Below are 20844 nucleotides of genomic sequence, written 5' to 3' on the forward strand. Positions count from 1 at the left end.
AAACAAACAGCACAAAATCGGGAGGAAACAATGGATTTTACACACAATGCCATCGGCAGAAAAGTTCCCACTAAAGTCAATGGAAGAAAGAAGAAACCATTCAAAGAAGCATTTGATCCCGAATACAACGACCCGCTGGCCGGCCGGCCCGGAAACGCCAGCATGCACACTGGTGAAAGCAAGGTAACTACACTTGCTAATGTAATGGAACTTATTGAAGACGGCGACACAATCTCATATCCGCATTACTACCGCCTCGGAGATGTATGCCTTAAAATTATCATAGATAAGCTGAGGGAAACCGGCAAAAAGGATATACGCATACTCGGCAACGCCTTTTTTGACAATTGTGTTCCATGGCTTCCGGAAGCCTTCAAGGATGGAACTGTCAGCGGAATTACAGGCAGCTGCTACAGAGCTATGGGCAAACATGTAATGGCGGGAGATTTTCTCCCCTGGGTCATAAACCGCTACGGACACGGCAACCGCGTAAGACGGTTCCATACCGGGGAAGAAAGAGTAAAAGTAGCTTTCGGGCCCGTTCCTATAGCTGACAAGTGGGGAAACGCAAACGGATTGATGGGTAAGCCCGATTCATGGGTCGGTCCCCTCGGACTCTTCCTGGCCGACACGCTTTGGGCTGAAAATGTATGCCTTCTGGCGGGAGAGGTCTCCGACCGTTATCTTTTTCCTCGTTCGCTCTCCATGGTCGATGTTGATTTTGTAGTACCGGTTGAAGATCCCGGCGACAGCTCGGGAATAGGTTCCGGGACACTGAACCTTGATAAAATAAGAGCCAATAAATTCAACTCGGTAATCGCGAGGCAGGTACTTGACGTAATGCAGGCCGCGGAGACGATCTTTAACGGTTTTAATTTCCAGGTAGGCTCGGGGGCCGGACTGATAGTTTTGGATGAAATCAAGAAGATCCTTAAAGAGAAAGATATCAAAGCCGGATTCGCCATAGGCGGCTGCACATCTCTTCATGTGGAGATGCTTCAGGCGGGGCTGATTGAAAATCTTCTGCACGGCCAATGCTTCGAAACTTCAGAGAAAGTAATAAAGTCTATGCTGTACGACCACAACCACTATGAGATTTCCACCGGAGAATATGAAGATGTGGCAAACAGGGAAAATACGGTTAACATGCTTGATGTCGCCGTCCTGACGGCTCTTGAAGTAGACACGAAATTCAATGTCAACAGTATCTGCGCTAATGGACGTATACTCGGCGGAATAGGCGGAGCGCAGGGTGTAGCGGCAGGTTCAGACCTTACGATCATGTTTCTGCCTCTCGCGACAGGGAAAAAGGAAAAATCCCTTGGCTTTCCAAAAATAGTCGAAGATGTCTACACAGTATCTGTGCCGGGAGAGGTGATTGACGTAGTTGTCACGGAAGACTATATCGCGGTAAACCCCGAAAGTAAATCAAGCCATATTGACGCTCTCACTTCCAACGCGGATAAGTTTAACCTCGATATCGTAGGTATTGACGATTTGCGGAAATTGTCCGATAAAAAGGGCGCGGAGTATGGTAAAACTCCGCCTCGCCCGGAACTGACGGATATTCCGGTTGAAGCAATCGAATGGCGCGACGGCACACTGCTTGACACAATCTTTAAACCCGCTGAATGATTTTAACTCAAGCGGAAAGATTATTAATAGAAAGGCGCCGAGATTCAATCCGGCGCCTTTCTAAATCTCAGTATTACCCAAACATTCAACAATCCGTAAAAGTCACCCCATACGAAAACAGGATTCTACTTATCACCATTACCTGTTCCCGGCATTGCCGCCCAAGTTTCATAAATTTTCCATCTTCTATCCGTCTCCTTCTGGGCATTCCTTAAGAGTTTGGATGCTACCTCGGGATTCGATTTCTTTAATGATTTGTATCTGTTTTCGTTATACATATAGTCCTCAAGCGGTATACTCGGGGCTTTTGAATCGAGTTGGAACGGGTTTTTCCCCTCGTCGATCAGATTCGGATTAAACCTGACCAATGGCCATAAACCCGATTTTACTGCCGCCTTCTGCTGATCGGGACCGTTAACCAGATTGTATCCCTGACCAATACAATGCGAATAAGCTATAATCAAAGAAGGTCCGTTATAGCTTTCAGCTTCCAGGAAGGCCTTTATAGTCTGACTTTCGTTTGACCCGATTGCCACTCTGGCAACATAAGCGCTGCCGTAGATCATTGCCATCATCGCCAAATCTTTCTTATATGTCGGTTTGCCTCCCGCGGCGAACTTGGCTATCGCTCCCATAGGGGTTGCCTTAGACATCTGCCCGCCGGTATTGGAATAGGTTTCTGTGTCAAGTACGAGTATGTTTACATCACGCTGCTGAGCTATTACATGGTCAAGTCCGCCGTATCCTATATCGTATGCCCAACCGTCGCCTCCCAGGATCCACACGCTTTTCTTTATCAACACATCGGCGAGTCCCAGAAGGTCCTTTCCTTCGGGAGATTTAATTCCCTCGAGTTTCTTTTTAAGCTCTTCAACATTTTTTCTCTGCTGAATTATACCCGACTCTGTCGACTGATCACAATTTTTGATCTTACTTACAAGTTGATCTCCGATTGAAGATGAAAGCTTATCTAAGAGCTCGGCGGCATATTCTTTCTGTTTGTCAAGGCCGAGGCGCATTCCGAAACCGAATTCCGCGTTATCCTCAAACAGCGAATTATTCCAGGCGGGGCCCTTGCCTTCTTTGTTGAACGTATATGGCGTGGCGGGCAGGTTGCCGCCGTATATTGAACTGCAGCCGGTAGCGTTTCCAATCAAAGCTCTGTCTCCGAACAGCTGTGTTAGCAGCTTAACATAAGGCGTTTCACCGCATCCCGCGCAGGCGCCTGAGAACTCAAATAACGGTTCAAGAAACTGCACTCCTCTTGTAGCTTTGTGATTTACATTCTCTCTGGAGATGTAGGGAATATCGAGGAAAAACTTCCAATTTTCCTTTTCCGCTTCCCTTATTGGAGACTGAAGCTCCATATTTATCGCCTTCTTGTCAGGGTTGGACTTGTTCTTGGCGGGACAACCCTTAACACACTGACCGCAGTTTACGCAGTCCTCAGGAGCAACCTGGACTGTATATTTCATACCTTTATATTCTTTCGCCTTCGCGTCAATTGACTTAAACGCTGAAGGGGCGTTTGAAAGAATCTCGGGATCATAGACCTTGGCTCTGATAGCGGCATGGGGACAAACAAGAACACATTTTCCACATTGAATGCAAGTTTCCGGGTCCCACACAGGTATCTCAAGCGCTATATTTCTCTTCTCCCACTTAGTAGTGCCGCTTGGAAAGGTTCCGTCAGGTTCAAACACGCTTGAAGGCAGGTCATCTCCTTCTTTGGCAATCATCTTCGCGGTAACATTCTGTACATACTCGGGAGCTTCTTCAGGTACTGTGGGAATCATTTCCCGACTGCCGGTCGCTTTTTCCGGAACTTTAATCTCTTTGAGATTCTCAGGAGCACTGTCTACGGCGGCATAATTCATCTTAACGATTTCTTCACCCTTACTTCCGTATGTCTTTTTGATAAATTTTTTGATCAGCTTCATTGCTTCATCCGAGGGAATAACATCACTGAGCGCGAAGAAACAAGCCTGCATAATCGTGTTGATCCTCGGACCGAGACCGATCTTCTTGGCAATTTTGTAGGCGTCAATGACATAGAATTTGAGCTTCTTGTCAATTATTGTCTGCTGTACTTCGCGCGGAAGTCTGTCCCATGTTTCATCTGTGGGATAGGGGCTGTTGAGGAGAAATGTGGCTCCTTCCCTTGCGATCTTAAGGACATCAAGCCTTTCGATAAAGGCAAACTGATGAAGACCCACAAAATCAGCTTTACTTATCAGATAAGGTGAATGTATCGGTTCAGGGCCGAATCTCAGGTGCGAGACTGTAAGCGATCCCGCTTTTCTCGAATCATATACGAAATACCCTTGAGCATAATTATCAGTCTGTTCTCCGATTATCTTGATCGAATTTTTATTGGCGCCTACGGTCCCATCCGATCCCAATCCATAAAACACGGCTTTTGTAAGCCCTTCATATTCAAGGCCGAATTCCTTGTCATATTCGATACTTGTATTTGTGACATCCTCATTAATTCCCACCGTAAAGTGTATCTTAGGTTTATCCTTCTTCATTTCATCAAAGACACCCTTAGCCATCGCGGGGGTAAATTCCTTTGAAGAGAGTCCGTATCTTCCCCCCGTAACCCCTGGAATCTTTTCGAAATGCTCAGGGGCGGCGCTTCCCTCTTCATGAAGAGCTGTTACGATATCTTCATAGAGAGGTTCGCCGAGACTTCCCGGTTCTTTTGTTCTGTCAAGAGCTGTGATAAGTTTAACGGTTGAGGGGAGCGCTTCGATAAAATGCCTGCCCGAAAACGGCCTGTATAGCCGCACTTTAAGAAGCCCTACCTTTTCACCTTTTTCCATCAAATGATTTACAACTTCATAGACAGGTTCTGCGCCTGAACCAATTACCGCGATTACTCGCTCGGCGTCAGGGGCTCCGTAATACTGGAATATCTTGTACTTTCTTCCCACAATATTTTCGAATTTCTCCATCGTTTTGATAACAATCCCGGGGCAGGCGTTATAAAATGGATTCACCGTCTCACGAGCCTGGAAAAATGTGTCCGGGTTCTGAGCCGTCCCTCTAATAAATGGGTTGTCGGGTGAAAGAGCCCTTTCGCGATGAGCCCTTACGAGATCGTCATCGATCATGGCTCTTATATCTTCCTCTCCTAAGAGTTCAACCTTTGCTATTTCATGAGATGTTCTGAACCCTTCGAAGAAATGCAGAAAAGGAACTCTAGACTCGAGTGAAGCTGCTTGAGCAATCAGAGCCATATCCATAGTTTCCTGTACAGAATTAGATGCCAGAAGCGCGAAACCCGTCGACCTTGTGGCCATAACATCACTGTGATCTCCGAATATCGAAAGGGCGTGTGTAGCAACGGTCCTCGCCGAAACATTAAAAACGGTAGATGTCAATTCTCCGGCAATCTTGAACATATTGGGAATCATCAGAAGGAGGCCTTGAGAAGCAGTGAAAGTTGTCGTAAGAGCTCCTCGTTGAAGAGCGCCGTGCACCGCCCCCGACGCTCCACCCTCACTCTGCATCTCGGTTACCTGGGGTATAGATCCCCAAATATTCTTCTTACCCTCGGATGACCACTTATCAGCAAGTTCCCCCATTGGCGAAGACGGAGTAATAGGATATATGGCAATTACTTCATTTATTTTATGCGCTGAATATGTGGTGGCTTCGTTTCCGTCGATCGTAACTTTCTTCTTTTTCATAAGAACCCTCGCGTTGTTAATAAATAAAAATATCTTAAGTGATTAAATTACTTACAGTAGATTTAACAATCCTTCCGATCAAATCCTACATGAAAAGGATAATAATTATTTTTCGCATGTCGAGGAAAAAATTATCTTTAATCGGGGATTTATCTGTTTGTTCGGCAAAAATGGATTCAACAACTATCCAATCTTTCCCTTTGTATATTCTACCAGCCCTCCCGCTTCGAATATTTCGAGAGCTTTCCCGCTAAGGGGTGAAAAGTTGAAAACCTTTTCTCCGAAGGCAATCTTTCCGTCCAGCGGGCTTAAAGAAATTTCACTCTTTTCAAGCTCTTTGGAATGATCTCTCGCATATCTGGAAGCATCGGGGCATTCAATAGGATAAAGAGCTTGATTAATTGCATTTCTATAATAGATCCTCGCGAATGAAGCTGCTATCACGGCTTTCACACCGGCGTATTTGAGGCAGGTTACGGCTTGTTCCCTTGACGAACCGCAACCGAAGTTGCCGCCGGCGACAATCATGTCACCTTCGCGAACATTCTCGGCAAAGTCCGGATCAAAATCCTCGAGGGCGTGGCTGGCCATTTCCTCTTCAGAGAAGAGTTCATAAGTATACTTACCGGGATATATCACATCGGTGTTTATATCATCGTCATCGAGTATCCATATACGTCCCTCTAACTTCATATCTACCTCCCCTTATTTTCATTCTCGCTCAAACGGTTGACAACCTGGAAATGGCAAAAATCATAATCATATATCGCTTAAAAGCGGGTTCTATCTTAAAAATAAGATACTATCCTTCCCTCAAGAGCCGAAGCCGCGACAGTGGCAGGGCTGGCAAGATATACTCCAGTATCATCTTTGCAACCCATTCTCCCCTTGAAATTTCTGTTGGCAGTTGAAACACAATTCTCTCCCGGCGCGAGAATTCCACCATACGCCCCAAGGCATGGACCGCAAGCAGGAACGGCCAGCTGGGCGCCTGACTCGATGAGAACGCTGATTATCCCCTCATCTAAAGCTTCCTTTAGCACTTTCCTTGAAGCCGGATAAACAAGCAGCCTCACACCAGGGGAAATCCTTTTCCCCCTTAGAACGTCCGCGGCCTGTCTTAGATCTTCAAGCCTGCCGTTTGTACATGTTCCAAGAAGTGCAACGTCAATCTTTGTCCGATCAAGTTCCGAGACGGGAACCACGTTGTCTACCTTGTGGGGTCTTGCAACCTGAGGGGTTATCTTCGAACAGTCTATATCCAGCACTTTCTCGTACACAGCGTCATCATCCGGGAAAAGGGGCGAATACTCTTCGTCTGTAACCCTTTCCAGCCAGTCCTCCGTTATTGAATCGTATGGAACCATCGCGGCTTTCGCTCCCATCTCAGCAGCCATATTACAGAGAGTCATCCTTCCGCTCATATCCATCTTTTCGGCTACAGAACCGTGAAATTCAACAGCTCTATAAGTAGCGCCGTCAGCGGTAACTCTGCCTATTATATATAGAATAATATCCTTTGGTGTCACTCCCTCTCTGACCTTGCCATTAAGCTCTAATTTTAAAGTAGGTGGAACCTTCAGCCACGTCTCTCCAAGCGCCCATACACTGGCTGTTTCAGTTCTTCCTATAGGTATTCCGGCTGCTCCGAAAGCCCCATGCGTGGTAGTATGAGAATCCGAACCGAAGATTACTACACCGGGAAGTACATGTCCAAATTCAGGAAGCACCTGATGGCAGATTCCCGTCCCCCCCTCATAAAAATAGCGTATCCCCTGCTCTCTTACAAAATCTCTTATCATAGTATGGCTTTTAGCTTTCTTTGCGTCCGGCGGGGGTACCGCGTGATCAAGGGCGATAAATATCCCGTCTTGATCCCAGACTTTTTTGCCGCCGAGTTTCTTGAATATTCCAAGTATCGCCGCTGAATTATCATGGGAAAGAATTCTATGCGGCCGGGCAAAGAGTATATCTCCGACTGATGCCGATTCTTTGCCTGAAGATCGAGCCAGAATTTTTTCGATCATTGTTGACCCCATATTAGTCATCTCCTTTTAAATAGCCGAATAGCCCTCCCGATCTGTAAATGTCAAGCTGTACTGAAGGAGGAGAAGCTGCCTGAATAACTTCACCGTTGGAACGAGTGATTTTTCCTTTCGAAAAATCAACTTCGATTTGCTCTCCATCTTCTATACCTGACTCTTTCAAACCTGAAGCCTCGAGAAATGGAAAGCCGGAATTAATAATATTCCTTTTGTAGATAGCTCCCGTGGATTGTGTGATCACCATGGAAACACCCAATGAAATAAAACAATCAACAGCCTGCTGCCTCGATGAACCGGACCCGAAATTAGAGCCGGCGATTATAATATCCCCACTCTTTACTGTGGACGCGAAATCGCCGTATCCCTCGAGCGTTTCAAAAGTGTGCTGTCCCATTTTGTCAATCTCAGTAATAGAGAGGTATTTGTTGTGAAAAATCATATCAGTATCAATATCATCCATCAGAGAGCCGTCCGGAGTTGTAATCAATCTCGCTCTTCCTGTTATTACATCGCCTGAAAAGGATCCTTTATCAACTCCGGCAGCAGACTCTTTGGGAAGAACAGGACTTGAGCTGTCAGTTACTTTGCTTTCATCGCGCCATGAGATAAAAGACAAATCAGGGTAGCCGGTAAATTCTTCATCCGGAATGAAATCAATAAGCTTGGGGGCTAAATCGACCGGCGAAGAAATCTCTCCGGCTATAACAGATGCCGCGGCAGTAGAAGGACTTACAAGATATGTCTCCCCTTTTCCCTGCTTGCCAGCAAAATTCCGATTGGAAGTGCTAAGCTGTATCTCTCCCTCTCCAATCATACCGATCTGACCCGACGCGCAGCCTCCACAACCGGGATTGCTTATAAGAGCACCGGCTTCGATGAATATTTCAATAATTCCTTCTTTCAGCATTCTAAGATATACTTCATTAGTGGCTGGAACTACTTTAAGACTAACTCCTTCTTTTATTCTTTTACCTTTCAGTATCGAAGCGGCGTGAACCATATCCTCAAATCTGCCGTTCGTGCATGATGCCAGGACCGCTGTGTCTATCCTGGTTCCTTTGATTTCAGAGACTTTTTTGACATTTGAAGGACTAAAGGGGCAAGCTGCCATTGGTTCGACCTTTCCAAGATCAATCTTCAATGTTCTGCCGTACTGAGCCTCTTCGTCGGGACTAATATCCTCGGTAAGCTCTGTTCCCGAGCGGGAAGCTATGTAGTTTTTAATGCTACTGCTGAGAGGTATCATTGCCGCGACAGCTCCCATCTCAGTAGCCATAGAGGCCAATGTTATCCTGCCGGCAAGACTAAGCTCCCGGGCGCCCTTACCCGAAAACTCTATGACTTTACCGAGAGCTCCTGATGAACCAAGCTGCTGAATCACGGTAAGAACAATATCTTTTGCTGTTACGGGATATTCTATCGTGCCTTCCAGTATAACCCTCATCGAAGCGGGAACTTCGAACCAGTTCTGACCTTGAGCCCAGATATAGGATATATCACGATCTCCCATACCCTGCCCAAAACATCCTACAGCTCCCATGATATTGAGGTGACTATCTGTTCCAACAAATATCTCCCCGGGTTTTACAAGTCCTCTTTCAATTGCCACGTGAGAACCAATACCAGCCGCTACATCGAAAACCCTGATCCCCGTTTCTTTCGCGAAATCCCTGCATATCTGCTGATTTTCAGCGTAGCCGATGTCTTTCGCGGGAACATTACAGTCAAAGGTGAAAAATGTCTTGCTACGATCATTTACAAAGGGAGGGTTGTAATATTTCTTAAGATTATGAACAACGCTCGCTCCGCCGAAATCCCTCGCGGTTCTCTTGTCAATATCTATCCAGACAACATCCCCGGCCTTTACTTCCCTGCCGGAATGAGCTGAAAGAATCTTTTCTATTATTGTACCGGCGATTTTGACCACCTCCAATCGATATCGAGTTCACTATTACATTCTACTACTTAACAGGAAGTTTTATGAACCCTTCATTCTGAAGACATTCGAAAGATTCGCGGGCATTCCTGATGACTCTTGACGCCTTATCATAAATTTCCTGTTTTGTAAGATCCAAACGGGCTACGCCCTGTTCTATCGCTTTACTCCCCACTGCCGCCGCTTCCCGGGGGAAAACTTCCCATTCATCCATTGTCGGAATAAGATAATCCTCATTCATGCCCTTATCCTCAGCGCACTTTGCCAGTTCTCGAGCGGCTGCAATGCACATCTCGTCTGTTATTGTTTTAGCCATCACATCGAGAGTCCCCCTGAAAATCCCCGGAAACCCCAGTGAATTATTAACCTGATTTGAGAAATCGCTTCTTCCCGTAGCTACAACTCTCGCGCCGGCTTCCTTGGCATCCCAAGGCCAGATTTCAGGAATAGGATTCGCGCAGGCAAAAACAATCGCGTCATCGGCCATAGAGGCAATCCATTCCTTCTTGATCGTATTCGGACCAACCTTTGACAGCGCGATAACTACATCGGAATCCTGCATCGCTTCCGGAATCCCCCCCGTCTTTCCCTCACTATTTGTCTTCTGCGCTAATTCCCATTTCTCTTTGTACTTATCCCTAAGCTCCTCTTCCCTGCTTTCATGAAGGATGCCTTTACTGTCGCACATGACTATATTCCCGGGAGTAACTCCCGCGACTATAATCATCCTGGCGATACAGATATTAGCTGAGCCTGCGCCTACCATTGCCACTTTAACTCTGGAAATATCCTTGCCGACTATCTTCAGGGCGTTTATCAAACCCGCGACTGTTACAGCGGCCGTTCCCTGCTGATCATCATGCCAAACGGGTATTTCACATTCCTCCCTTAATGTATCGAGGATTTTGAAACATTTAGGCTGTGAGATATCTTCAAGATTGATTCCACCGTATGTTGGCTGAAGTAGTTTAACAATTTCTATAAGCTTATCAGGATCCTTAGTATCCAGGCAAATTGGAACAGCATCAACTCCGCCCAGATATTTGAACAGAAGAGCTTTACCTTCCATAACGGGCATAGCCCCGGCGGGACCAATATCGCCTAGTCCAAGCACTCTCGTGCCGTCGGAGACCACTGCTATCATATTCGCCTTATTAGTGTGCTGAAATACTTTCTCGGGATTGTCCCTTATGTCAATACACGGTTTCGCGACGCCCGGAGTATACCATATAGCAAAATCATCAATGCTGCGAATACAGCACTTAGGCATTACTCCGATTTTTCCCTTATAAAAAGGATGAAGTTTCATGGCATCTTCACCCGGTTTTTTTGCTTTTTCAAGAAGCTCTTCTTTAGTAACCTTCTCCGCCATTGATTAACCCCCCAAGACTTTCATTAATAAACAATTCTAATAATCAACTATTTGATTCACGCGCACAGGGGAAGTATACATAAAACAGCTGCAGCTGTCAGCAATCTTTTTGTTTTACCCTTAATTTTACCCTGTTTTCGTACGATCGGTGATTGATATCGCGAGATTCCAGGTGGAAGACGAAAGGGTATAATTTTTTTATTTGCATCAGGAAATCAAAAAGACCGAGAGGGCAATATGTACGGATGGTGATTTGGAGCTGGTGACCGGAGTTGAACCGGTGACCTACGCATTACGAATGCGTTGCTCTACCTGCTGAGCTACACCAGCTCCATAATAGTTAAGGCTAAAGGAGCTTCCCATAGTAATTCAATATATTAGCTTGTCTTCTCTTTTCAAGGAGATTTTTTCCTGTTTACTTTCCGGCAATAAACTAAATGGATGGTCCAGAATACCATTTAAGTCAAAATCGTTCTTACTTAAGAGTTTCGGACCGTTTTGAATGGAAATCACGATAAAAGGAGAGAGAATCGAAAATTTCCTGATCGATCTGGGGCTTTCCTCTGATTATTAGAGAAGCGATATTCCTGGCTACCCCCGGCCCGAGCATAAATCCCTGTCCACACATTCCAACCGCCAGATAAAACCCTGTCACCTCCCTTACACGGTCGAGAATAATTATTCCGTCGGGAGTCATTGGGTAAAGACCTCTCCACACTCGCCGCACCAGAGTATTTTTAAGTCTCGGAAGGAGAGATATCAATCTTCGCGAAACAACGGGCATGAACTCAGAGGTTGAAGATCTGTTCTCGCCCGTAAAGGACTCGGCCGGAGTGTAACAGAATATAATCTGCCCCAGATCGTTCTGCCCAAAGTAGAAATTAGCCGTCTTTCCGTCTTTACCGGGCCTTATATCCACAACTAGTGGTTTCAAAAACTGCACAACTGGAGAAGTTATACCCGCTTCGTGACTTTCCGGGACAACGGGGATATCTATACCCGCCATGCGGCCGATTTCCTTTGCCCCTGAGCCCGCGGCATTTACTACAACTGGTGAATAATATTTTCCCTTATTCGTTCTTACTCCCTCTATTCTGCCGCTGCCTATAATCAAATCCGTTACTTTTTCGTTGAACCTGAATTCCGCTCCTCTCTTCCTGCTCTCCTTCCAAAAAGCGGCTGACGCGATAAGCGGAGATATCTGTCCATCTCCCGGAGAGTATGTTCCACCGCGCAGACCCCCGGTATTAATACCGGGAATCAGTCTTTCAACTTCATCAGGGACAACCCAGTCTATCTCCAGTCCGTAACTTTTCTGAACAGGGAGAAGTTCCTTCAAAACTTTTTCGTCTTTCTCCCTGTATACTGGATAACAATACCCCCCGCCCTTCCAGCCAATATCGGTTCCATATATCTTACGCCAATTCGTAAAAAGTTCTATACTCTGAAGACAGAGTGATATTTTAGCGGGGTCGGAATGAGTCGCCCTAACACCTCCTATAGCCGCTTTATTTTGTCCCTGACCCGGTGAATGTTCACTGTCGACAACCAGCACCCTAAGGTCTTCGAGGCTTAGAAAATAAGCCGTTGGACATCCAACGCTTCCCGCGCCAATAATTATAGCATCAAAGTTATTCCGCGTCATTCTCCTCACCATCTTTAGTTCCGGCAAAAGTGGAAAGCGGAATTTCTGCTACAAAGGGCCTGTCTGTAGGAGGTGTTACCTCTGAAAGTTCAACGCCGCATTCTCTAAATAATCTTAAAATAAGATCGGTACACGTCTTCCCCCCGCATGATCCCATACCGGTTCGCAGGGTCGCTTTTAGAACATTCATATCCCTTACACCGCTTAATATCTCTTTCTTTATTTCGCCGGCTGTTACGCGTTCACATCTGCACACGATAGTATCATCGTCTGTATATTCCATTTCCTTTTCCTCGGGGATGACTTCTTCAGGCTCCTGGATCCTTATACCGGCAACGTCGAGTGCTGTTTTATCGGGTACTTCCAGTGTAACAAGCAGGCGCCTTTTATCGTCAGGGGACCTCCTGAACTTCACTATCTCGGCTTTACCCAGCGGGGCCCCTTTCATCCCCACACTCATAACCTTTTTCCCCTCAGCAAGCAGTTCCTCTTCAAGTTCAAATGGAATTACAACGTGAGATTTACCCCTTTTCTCAGAGGGTCGAATCAGAGTAATGGCAAGCGCGGGACAAGAGGAAACGCATTTCATGCATCCTATGCAATTACCGTCGAAAACGGGCAGCCCCATAATTGAATCACCCCTTAGACTAATAGAATGTACGGGGCATGAATGTACACAGGGGTCGCATGGAATTTCCTCGACGCATCGAATAATCGGATAGGTATCTATAGTACATTCTTCAGGTTTAAAATCTATCGTCTCTCCCGGTTCACTGCGCAGTACCCTTTCTGTATCATTCCACTCCTTAGGGATAGTTGTACTATTGCCGAGAAAGCGAGCTACTTTTCTGCCGGTTATTTTGCCGCTAAATATTGCCGCGGAAGCTTCGGATATATCCTCGGAATCTCCACACGTAAAAACTTCAATACCAAACTCTTTCAGTTTCAGATATAATTCATTAACGGGCGACAGGCCCACGGCAATCAGAAGAGTGTCAACTTCATAAGTCCTGAAAGTACCCCGCAGGGGATTAAAATTACTGTCTATCCCGGCGACGGTAATCCTCTCGAGCTGCTCTGAGCCTTCAGCTTCGACTACAGTATGGGACGTAAATACAGGAACACCAAGCCTGAGTAATTTATCGAGGTGTACCTTGTACCCTCCGCAGCTTTGAAGCGCCTCGGCGAGTCCAACAACTTTAATCCCGGCCTGAATCGCGTGATATCCGGCGATGAGTCCAACATTGCCTCCACCTACTATGAAAAGCCTTTCTGTTGGACGAATCAAATCGCGGTTCAGCAAAGTCTGAAAAGCTCCGGCTCCATAGATTCCGGGCAGGTCACAGCCGGGGAACGCGAGACTTTTCTCTCTAGCGCCGCATGAAACTACCGCTGCTTTCGGAGATACCAGAATATAACGTCCATCTTTATACAAACCGACGACTTTATCGTCAAACGCTCCAACCGCAATTGTGGAGTTAAATACCTTAACATTATTATACTTTTCCAATTCTCCGGTGATTTTCTCAGCGATATCGATTCCCCTCTCGCCGGCATAGCAATCCTCAGTTGAACCAAAAAACGGATGAGTCTGCAGGGTAAGTTTACCGCCAAGTTCTTTCTTGTCATCTACGATAAGAACATCCGCCCCCAGCTTTCCAAGTTCAATAGCGGCATTTATACCGGCAGGGCCGCCTCCTATGATCAAAACTTCCGTTTCGATCATTTCCGTTTCCCGGAAGCTGGCTGCCGCATCATCCTCAGGTAAAGGGGGAACCCCCTCACAACTCGTAACTCTCATGCCGGGGCGAGCAACGGTCATACACGATTTTAAGGGAACACCATCGACAAGAACCGTACACTGACTGCACTGTCCGTTAGCACAAAAGATGCCCTGAGGCGCTCCGTCAACACTGTGATGCCCGAATACCCTAATACCGTTCGCGAACAGGGCTGAAGAGAGCATCTCACCCTTCAGGGCAAAGATACGCTGACCATTATAAGTAAATGGTATCTCTTCACTTTCTTTGACGCTCAAAATGGGATGAGACTTTAATCTGAAAAGTCGGCGATCTATCAAAACTTCTGATTAACTCCTCTATGATTATTGCGCAATTATTAATAATGCCTGATTTTTCTCTACGGAATTTCCTGGAGGAATCCTGATTGATTTTACAATTCCTTTTACATTGGAAGTTACACTATTTCGCATTTTCATGGCTTCAAGAGTCAAAAGAAGGTCTCCTACATCTACTTTATCCCCTTCTTTTACGTTATATTCGAGTATCATTCCAGGCATCGGCGCTGTCAGGACAAACTCTCCTCTTTCTGAACCTGCCGAGTTTTCCTCAGACTCAGCCTTTTTCTTTTCTGACCCCTTCTTCTTATCCTTCTTAATAATAGGTTCAGTTCCCCCTGTACCTTTGAATTTAACTTTTCCGCCTACTTCTTCAACTTCAACATTAAAGTATTCTTCGCCTACGAACACATTGAAACTTCTTGTATCTTTCCCTTTTAACTCTCTTTTCGAGGAACTATTTATATTATAATCACCGCTCTTTACGCGCTCGACTAGTTCTTCTTCTTCTATTACCTCCTGGATTGTTTTAGGTTTTACTTCCTTCGGAGGATCCTCCAGCCCATATTTCCACCGCAGGAATCTTAACCCCGCGGTAGGGTACAAAGCACATATCAGTACATCACGCGTATCTTTGGCGATTCCCTTGCTGATTTCCGAGGCTTTACCCAATTCCGGTTCGATAATATCCGCGGCCCTGCAGGTTATCGGTTTTTCACCCTTGGGATATCCCTTCAAGGCTTTCTTGCGAATCTTTTCATCCATAGGCAAAGGTGGCCTGCCGTATAAACCATAAGCGTAATCTTTTACCTGCCCTGTGATCATCTTGTAACGTCCGAATAACACATTCTGCACCGCCTGAATCCCGACAATCTGACTTGTAGGGGTGACGAGAGGAGGACAACCCAGCTCCATCCTTGTAACCGGCAGCTCACGGTAAACATCCTCTATCCTGTCAAGTGCTTCGGCCTGTTTAAGCTGGCTGACAAGATTTGTAAGCATTCCTCCTGGAATCTGATGCTTGATTACACCCGTATCTATTACGGACATGCGGGTTGTATTTAGATAATCCCGATACTTTGGAACTACCTCTTCAAGGTATGAGCCGAGTTTGAACAATTTTTGAAGGTCCAACCCGGGATCCATGTCAGTTCCTCTCAAGGCGGCGATCATGGATTCCACTGAAGGCTGTGAAGTCCTTAGAGCAAACGGCGCGAGAGTACAGTCAACAACATCCACGCCGGCTTCGATTGCCTTCATATAGGTCATCGACGCCATTCCGCTTGTATAATGACAATGAAGTTGCAGAGGAATATCTATAGTATCTTTTAATGCGGAAACAAGATCATAAGCATCGTAAGGGTTTAGAAGACCCGCCATATCTTTTATGCAAAGTGAATCAGCGCCGAGCTCTTCAATTGCTCTGGCTTTTTCCATATAGTAATTCATATTAAAAACTTCGCCGCCGAGACGCTCTTCAGTAAGTGAATAAGATATAGTTCCCTGAATATGTTTGCCGCTCCTCTTTATGGCTTTGAAACAAGTTTCAAAGTTACGTTCGTCATTGAGAGCATCAAAAACACGAAATATATCGATGCCGGCTTTAGCGGCTTCTTCCACAAACTTTACCACAACATCATCCGCGTAATTACGGTATCCGACGAGATTCTGTCCCCTGAGAAGCATCTGAAGAGGAGTTTTCGTAATCTTCTTCTTTATATCCGCGAGTCGCTGCCAGGGATCTTCATTTAAAAAACGTATCGCCACATCAAATGTCGCCCCTCCCCAAACCTCCATAGAATGAAAACCAATTTCATCCATTTCCCGGGCAATAGGCAGCATATCTTCGGTTCTAAAACGAGTTGCCAGAGTAGACTGATGTCCATCCCTGAACGTAGTATCAGTTATTCCGACTTTTCTCTTTAAATTATTTCTGTTGTTATCATCTGACATAAGTTCTCATTTTCATCAATATTAATAGATCATGACACACACCGTTAAAGGAAAGAATACCCGCGGAAAGCAACTCTGGAAGAATTCCCTCCACGGGGAATATTAAATCGATCCGTTATCTCTCGGCGCCCCCGCATCCTCCACTCACTCAAAACCCGATCAGGATAACCCTGACCCATTCTCTCCTCAGTCTCCATATAAGCTCTGACGGCGGAAATTACGGCGACTTTTAATTTATCGACCATTTCTTCTCCTTTATAATACAGACACCAGAGATAAAAATAAATCAGCTGTTTCCCTACTGTCAACATTAATCCACTAAACACATTCCGCGATACAGCGAAATAAACAAACAAAATGTCAGTTAGAATAACTATTATATAGTGTTCTTAAAGGAATTATAAGGATTGAGAATATTTATTTAAAATGTAAAATGGTGGGAAGGGGCGGAATCGAACCGCCGACACACGGATTTTCAATCCGTTGCTCTACCGACTGAGCTACCTTCCCACGTGAGGAAATCTTAAATAATTTTTAACGATTGTCAACACTTTCTTGATAATCAAGGGGTAAAAGTTTTTTCTGATACGGATGAAGCTTCAACATCAAGCATTTTCTTGCCATCTATATATTCCTTGAGGGTTGGTTTTACTATTTTGCCAAGTTTATATGTTATTTGTTGAATTCTATATATTTGTTTTTCAATACTCTTTAGTCTTTTTGAATTTGCCGGATCAATATCATTATTCTCCATGAGAATCAATTGAATATTCCCCAGTATAGAACATAGAGGATTATTGATTTCATGTTTTACACTGACAGCGGTTTCTGTTATTGCTGTGAATCTCTCAGCTTCCAATAGTCCTATTTGCATATCTTTTACTTCTCTCATATCCACCGCGGTCAGCAGGTACCCCTCAATTTCGCCGCACTCATCTTTCATGGAAGAAATTCTCAGTCTGACGGGAACCTCTTTTTCACATCTGTTTATAAACCTTGTCGGATATCCCATCAGTGGAATCAATTTCCCGTCTCTTATGTTGCTAAATACCTTTTTTAATCTATTCCACTTCATAATCGAGCTGATTCTTCGCCCATAGAGAAAACTGTTTGGATAACCGACCAATTCATTCGCTGCCCGGTTGATCATTGTTATTCTTAAAGTCCTGCTCAGATAGATCATCGCCACGGGAGAACTTTCGAATAGCCTTTCAGTAAAATATAATTTATCTGCTTTATCTTTCATGGAATTCCCTGTTATTAACCGGCATTCACACCATAAGGATGGCTTACACTCCTGAAATCCGGGATTTCTCCCCGGTATGATAATCTATTCTCTCCACTAGATCTTCCAGTTCAAAGGGTTTGTACATATATTCGTCCGCTTTTGACCAGGTAGCGAGGAAATCTTCCCTTTCGGCACTATTAACCCTTCTGGCCGTAAGCACAACAATCTTGAAAGGATTTATCTTTCCTTCATCCATTTCATCTTTGAGTATCCTTGAAACCTCATATCCGTTCTTTCCGGGCAACATAATATCCAGAAGCATAAGATCGAATTTTCTCCTTCTGGCTTTCCTCAAAGCGTGCAGTCCATCAAAGACGGCATCAACTTCGAATCCTCTGAGTTCCAAACTGTACTTTAGAGTTTCAACAATATCTTCATCATCCTCTACAATTAATATTTTATTCGCCCGCATAATTAACTCCTTTTCTAAACCGGTATCTCTTGAAGATTTTCCAGTTTCTCCTTTGCACTCATTATCAATTCTCTAGTATTACCTCCTTCATGAAAACTTATCCCCCATCCAATTCTAACACGTTCTTCCCAGTTACAATTGGCATATCCTGATCCATTTTTATTACCAGAAAACAACTCTTTAGGGTCTGACAGATATATTCTTTCTGACGCGAGAACAAACGCGCACCTTTCCCACAAAGGCCAAGTAAATATATCCGCGTTCAATCCCTTCGTCTCATCCGGATACACAGAAGGATATTTGTTCCACATGCCTATTAGATCAAACCAGCATTTTGTATCCTTCTTCGTCAAAATGTATAAGATCGGAGTATCTCCCTTCTTTATCATTTCTCTTATCATATTATCTATACTGAAGACCGTTTTCATAACAGTTCTCGATTTCAAGTCAGCCGGAAGATAGACATGAGATGAGCTCCCCCCGTTATCGTTATTGCCAATCCTTAATATCCCGCCGTGTAATCTGGCTAAAGTGCCGGATATATAAAGCCCCAATCCGATTGTTCTCCTTTTACGCTCTAAATAATCTACAGCCATGCTGTTCACATTCTTAATCACATCAGGAGGAAATCCTCTGCCGCTGTCTTTAACACATACATCTATAATTTGAGGGCTGGAAATGTACTCCCACGGAAGAGCTGAAATCAAGGTATCGGAAGGAGGGGATACGGGCAAGACTGAAAGCTCAATTTTGCCTCCGGCAGGCACATTCTTACAACTGTTTGAGAGTAAATTTTGAATGATCTGCTCCATTTTGTGCAGGTCTACTTCAATATCAGAAACATTATCGTCAATATTTATGCTTAGAGTTATCCCTTTTTTATCTAGAGGACCTTTAAAGATATGGGTAGCAGATTCAATAAATGAACGCGCCTTGGCTCTCTCGATCTTTAACGAGTTGGCTTTGATCCCTTCTGAGAATACATCAACTAAACCGTCGACAATAAGGTTCAACCTGTCGGCCGTACGCAGAGCAGTCTCGAAGAATTTTTCCCTTGAAACATTAACACTCTTCCCTGTCAGCTCCCTGGATGATACGGATTCCTCCTGAGACAGTATTTTCAGAGAATTTTTGAGGGCGGAGATTGGTGTTCTTATTTCATGTGCTATAATTGATAGCATTTTTTTATCGAAATTACTTTCTTTCTCCGCGTAATCTATCATTAGAATTGAATCGAACTCTCTTGAAATACCTTTAATAGAAATCCAGTTCACAATAAGAACTTCTTTATCTGATTTTGCCGATACTATTTTTCTGTCGTTTATTCTGTCTCTGAAAATTTTTAATTCATCACACAAATCCTGGAAATTGTACCCTGTTAATCTGTAAATATCCGCTACTGATCTATAATCGGCATCACCCATTTTAAGAATTTTACGGAATTTGGGATTGTTATAAGAAATATCGCCGTTTTCGGAAACAAGCGCCGTCCCAAAGGGCAAAATATTAATAATGTCCTTCAAACTCTCTGCTTCGCCTCCGCCACTATATAATACCGTTTCTGTATTACACCTGGTTCCCCCCATATCTTTGAAATATGATATATCATTTGCTGTAAAAGCCCTTTTTCTGAAACTTCCGAAGAAAACGATTCCCCTTATCGATGAATCGCGCGTTACAGGCGCAAGAAAATAGCTCTTAATCGAAGTTTTACCTACAAGATACTTTATATTACTTCTTACGGTTCTGTAATATACTTTCTCCGAATATTCCGAGGAATCCCTGCCTGAATCGGCAACTTTGGCGAAGGCGCTTACGACTTTATTAGTAATATCTGGAACTTCCGAATTTAGTTCTTTCCCATCCAGCATAATATGCACATTTCTGCCGGCATCTTCTGAACAAAAAGCACAATATTCGGCACCTGAAAGATCCATCATTCTCATTAATGTTGAACGCATTATACTACTGTCTTTCAACCCCCTAAAAAGCCTCCGCCTGAGAAAGTCACTTTCATTCTTGATGATATTCCGACTGGATGGTAATATAAACTGAACTACTAAAAGGGATAAAATCTCCGATAGAAGTTTGTTTTTTCTATCATTAAATTGAGTTGAATCAAGATCGCTGATCAACATTGAAAAATGACCAAAACATTCATTTTCATGATAAAGTGGGATATTTACAGCCCCGATAGAAGTCATCTTATTTTTATTAGAATGCTTTTTGTTGATAACTTCCAATCTGTAATTATCCTGTTTTTCCAGCCGGAGAATTGGACGAATATCACTCTCATCAATACCTGATATCGCGTTAGAAAGGTAGATTACATTCTTAGAAGGGATATCAATAGCGCAGGCGTAAATTCCGCGGTAGTGATCCTTGAATTCTGAATCAAGAATAGATAAAAGGGAATCTATCGTTTTTGGAGATAACCTTCTTATCCTCTCTAGAATATGTGTATACAAATCAAACATCATTACAGATTCCTGAAAAACCAATAAGGCTGGAAAAACAAATAATATATAGTTCTGCTTAATTGTTAAGGGCAATATACATGCCATTCATTGGGCGGCTATATATTTTCAAGGTAAAATCGCGTGAAACTGTAACTATTACGCATAGTATTGCTAATAAATCAATTAGCAAACTTACGCTACTATAATTGCGGGGATTACAATATTATAAATATCAATTATTTAAATCTTTTCCATTCACTGGCAAGATATCTTCCATTTTACTTATCCTATAAGGTAACTCATTTTTTGGTTATATCATTGTGAACT

At 44.1% G+C, this 20844-nt stretch carries 13 protein-coding genes and 2 tRNA genes; 1 reads left to right on the forward strand and 14 read right to left on the reverse strand.

Annotation, left to right across the window (positions count from 1 at the left end; genetic code table 11):
- Window positions 1-30 precede the first annotated feature (30 nt).
- The gene (locus tag U5O15_05805; protein MDZ7860167.1) at window positions 31-1635 is read left to right on the forward strand and encodes a citrate lyase subunit alpha; all 1605 of its coding nucleotides are present in this window, start codon (window positions 31-33) and stop codon (window positions 1633-1635) included.
- Window positions 1636-1760: 125 nt separating this feature from the next.
- Here the strand turns inward: U5O15_05805 and nifJ are convergent, their stop codons facing one another.
- From nifJ to U5O15_05875, 14 genes are all read right to left on the reverse strand, one after another.
- Window positions 1761-5330: a pyruvate:ferredoxin (flavodoxin) oxidoreductase gene (gene nifJ / locus U5O15_05810; protein ID MDZ7860168.1), complete on the reverse strand. Its 3570-nt coding sequence runs from the start codon at window positions 5328-5330 to the stop codon at window positions 1761-1763.
- Window positions 5331-5513: 183 nt separating this feature from the next.
- Window positions 5514-6023 carry a 3-isopropylmalate dehydratase gene (locus tag U5O15_05815; protein ID MDZ7860169.1) on the reverse strand — a complete coding sequence of 170 codons (510 nt, stop codon included), beginning with the start codon at window positions 6021-6023 and terminating at the stop codon, window positions 5514-5516.
- Between the two features lie 95 nt (window positions 6024-6118).
- Entirely contained in the window at window positions 6119-7369 is a 1251-nt protein-coding gene (locus tag U5O15_05820) for a 3-isopropylmalate dehydratase large subunit (protein ID MDZ7860170.1), read from the reverse strand.
- A gap of 1 nt (window position 7370) precedes the next feature.
- A complete protein-coding gene (locus tag U5O15_05825) occupies window positions 7371-9302 on the reverse strand; it encodes an aconitase/3-isopropylmalate dehydratase large subunit family protein (protein MDZ7860171.1) in 1932 nt (643 codons plus the stop codon).
- Between the two features lie 34 nt (window positions 9303-9336).
- Window positions 9337-10683 (reverse strand): NADP-dependent malic enzyme, encoded by a 1347-nt coding sequence (locus U5O15_05830; protein ID MDZ7860172.1) that lies wholly within the window; start codon window positions 10681-10683, stop codon window positions 9337-9339.
- A gap of 254 nt (window positions 10684-10937) precedes the next feature.
- Window positions 10938-11013: transfer RNA gene (locus U5O15_05835), tRNA-Thr, on the reverse strand.
- Between the two features lie 145 nt (window positions 11014-11158).
- On the reverse strand, window positions 11159-12328 hold the full coding sequence (locus tag U5O15_05840) for an FAD-binding oxidoreductase (protein ID MDZ7860173.1): 1170 nt from the start codon (window positions 12326-12328) through the stop codon (window positions 11159-11161).
- Window positions 12315-14408, reverse strand: a complete 2094-nt coding sequence (locus U5O15_05845; GenBank protein MDZ7860174.1) for an FAD-dependent oxidoreductase — start codon at window positions 14406-14408, stop codon at window positions 12315-12317. Before U5O15_05845 ends, U5O15_05840 begins: the two co-directional genes overlap by 14 nt.
- A 24-nt stretch (window positions 14409-14432) precedes the next feature.
- Window positions 14433-16358, reverse strand: a complete 1926-nt coding sequence (locus tag U5O15_05850) for a pyruvate carboxylase subunit B (GenBank protein MDZ7860175.1) — start codon at window positions 16356-16358, stop codon at window positions 14433-14435.
- A gap of 44 nt (window positions 16359-16402) precedes the next feature.
- Window positions 16403-16603, reverse strand: a complete 201-nt coding sequence (locus tag U5O15_05855) for a hypothetical protein (GenBank protein ID MDZ7860176.1) — start codon at window positions 16601-16603, stop codon at window positions 16403-16405.
- Between the two features lie 189 nt (window positions 16604-16792).
- Window positions 16793-16868: transfer RNA gene (locus tag U5O15_05860), tRNA-Phe, on the reverse strand.
- 52 nt (window positions 16869-16920) lie between these two features.
- Complete coding sequence (locus U5O15_05865) at window positions 16921-17604, reverse strand: PAS domain S-box protein (protein MDZ7860177.1); 684 nt, start codon at window positions 17602-17604, stop codon at window positions 16921-16923.
- Window positions 17605-17647: 43 nt separating this feature from the next.
- The gene (locus U5O15_05870; protein MDZ7860178.1) at window positions 17648-18058 is read right to left on the reverse strand and encodes a response regulator; all 411 of its coding nucleotides are present in this window, start codon (window positions 18056-18058) and stop codon (window positions 17648-17650) included.
- Window positions 18059-18072: 14 nt separating this feature from the next.
- Complete coding sequence (locus U5O15_05875; GenBank protein ID MDZ7860179.1) at window positions 18073-20538, reverse strand: HAMP domain-containing sensor histidine kinase; 2466 nt, start codon at window positions 20536-20538, stop codon at window positions 18073-18075.
- Between the last annotated feature and the right edge of the window lie 306 nt (window positions 20539-20844).

It is taken from the genome of Candidatus Krumholzibacteriota bacterium (assembly GCA_034520215.1).
Classification (GTDB): Bacteria; Krumholzibacteriota; Krumholzibacteriia; order Krumholzibacteriales; family WJIX01; genus JAGHBT01.

What these genes read in the sequence shown, in the direction of transcription:
- U5O15_05820 (MDZ7860170.1), bottom strand. Translation starts at nt 7,369, where the DNA reads ATGGGGTCAACAATGATCGAAAAAATTCTGGCTCGATCTTCAGGCAAA.
- U5O15_05855 (MDZ7860176.1), bottom strand. Translation starts at nt 16,603, where the DNA reads ATGGTCGATAAATTAAAAGTCGCCGTAATTTCCGCCGTCAGAGCTTAT.
- U5O15_05870 (MDZ7860178.1), bottom strand. Translation starts at nt 18,058, where the DNA reads ATGCGGGCGAATAAAATATTAATTGTAGAGGATGATGAAGATATTGTT.
- U5O15_05830 (MDZ7860172.1), bottom strand. Translation starts at nt 10,683, where the DNA reads ATGGCGGAGAAGGTTACTAAAGAAGAGCTTCTTGAAAAAGCAAAAAAA.
- U5O15_05875 (MDZ7860179.1), bottom strand. Translation starts at nt 20,538, where the DNA reads ATGATGTTTGATTTGTATACACATATTCTAGAGAGGATAAGAAGGTTA.
- U5O15_05865 (MDZ7860177.1), bottom strand. Translation starts at nt 17,604, where the DNA reads ATGAAAGATAAAGCAGATAAATTATATTTTACTGAAAGGCTATTCGAA.
- U5O15_05840 (MDZ7860173.1), bottom strand. Translation starts at nt 12,328, where the DNA reads ATGACGCGGAATAACTTTGATGCTATAATTATTGGCGCGGGAAGCGTT.
- U5O15_05815 (MDZ7860169.1), bottom strand. Translation starts at nt 6,023, where the DNA reads ATGAAGTTAGAGGGACGTATATGGATACTCGATGACGATGATATAAAC.
- nifJ (MDZ7860168.1), bottom strand. Translation starts at nt 5,330, where the DNA reads ATGAAAAAGAAGAAAGTTACGATCGACGGAAACGAAGCCACCACATAT.
- U5O15_05805 (MDZ7860167.1), top strand. Translation starts at nt 31, where the DNA reads ATGGATTTTACACACAATGCCATCGGCAGAAAAGTTCCCACTAAAGTC.
- U5O15_05850 (MDZ7860175.1), bottom strand. Translation starts at nt 16,358, where the DNA reads ATGTCAGATGATAACAACAGAAATAATTTAAAGAGAAAAGTCGGAATA.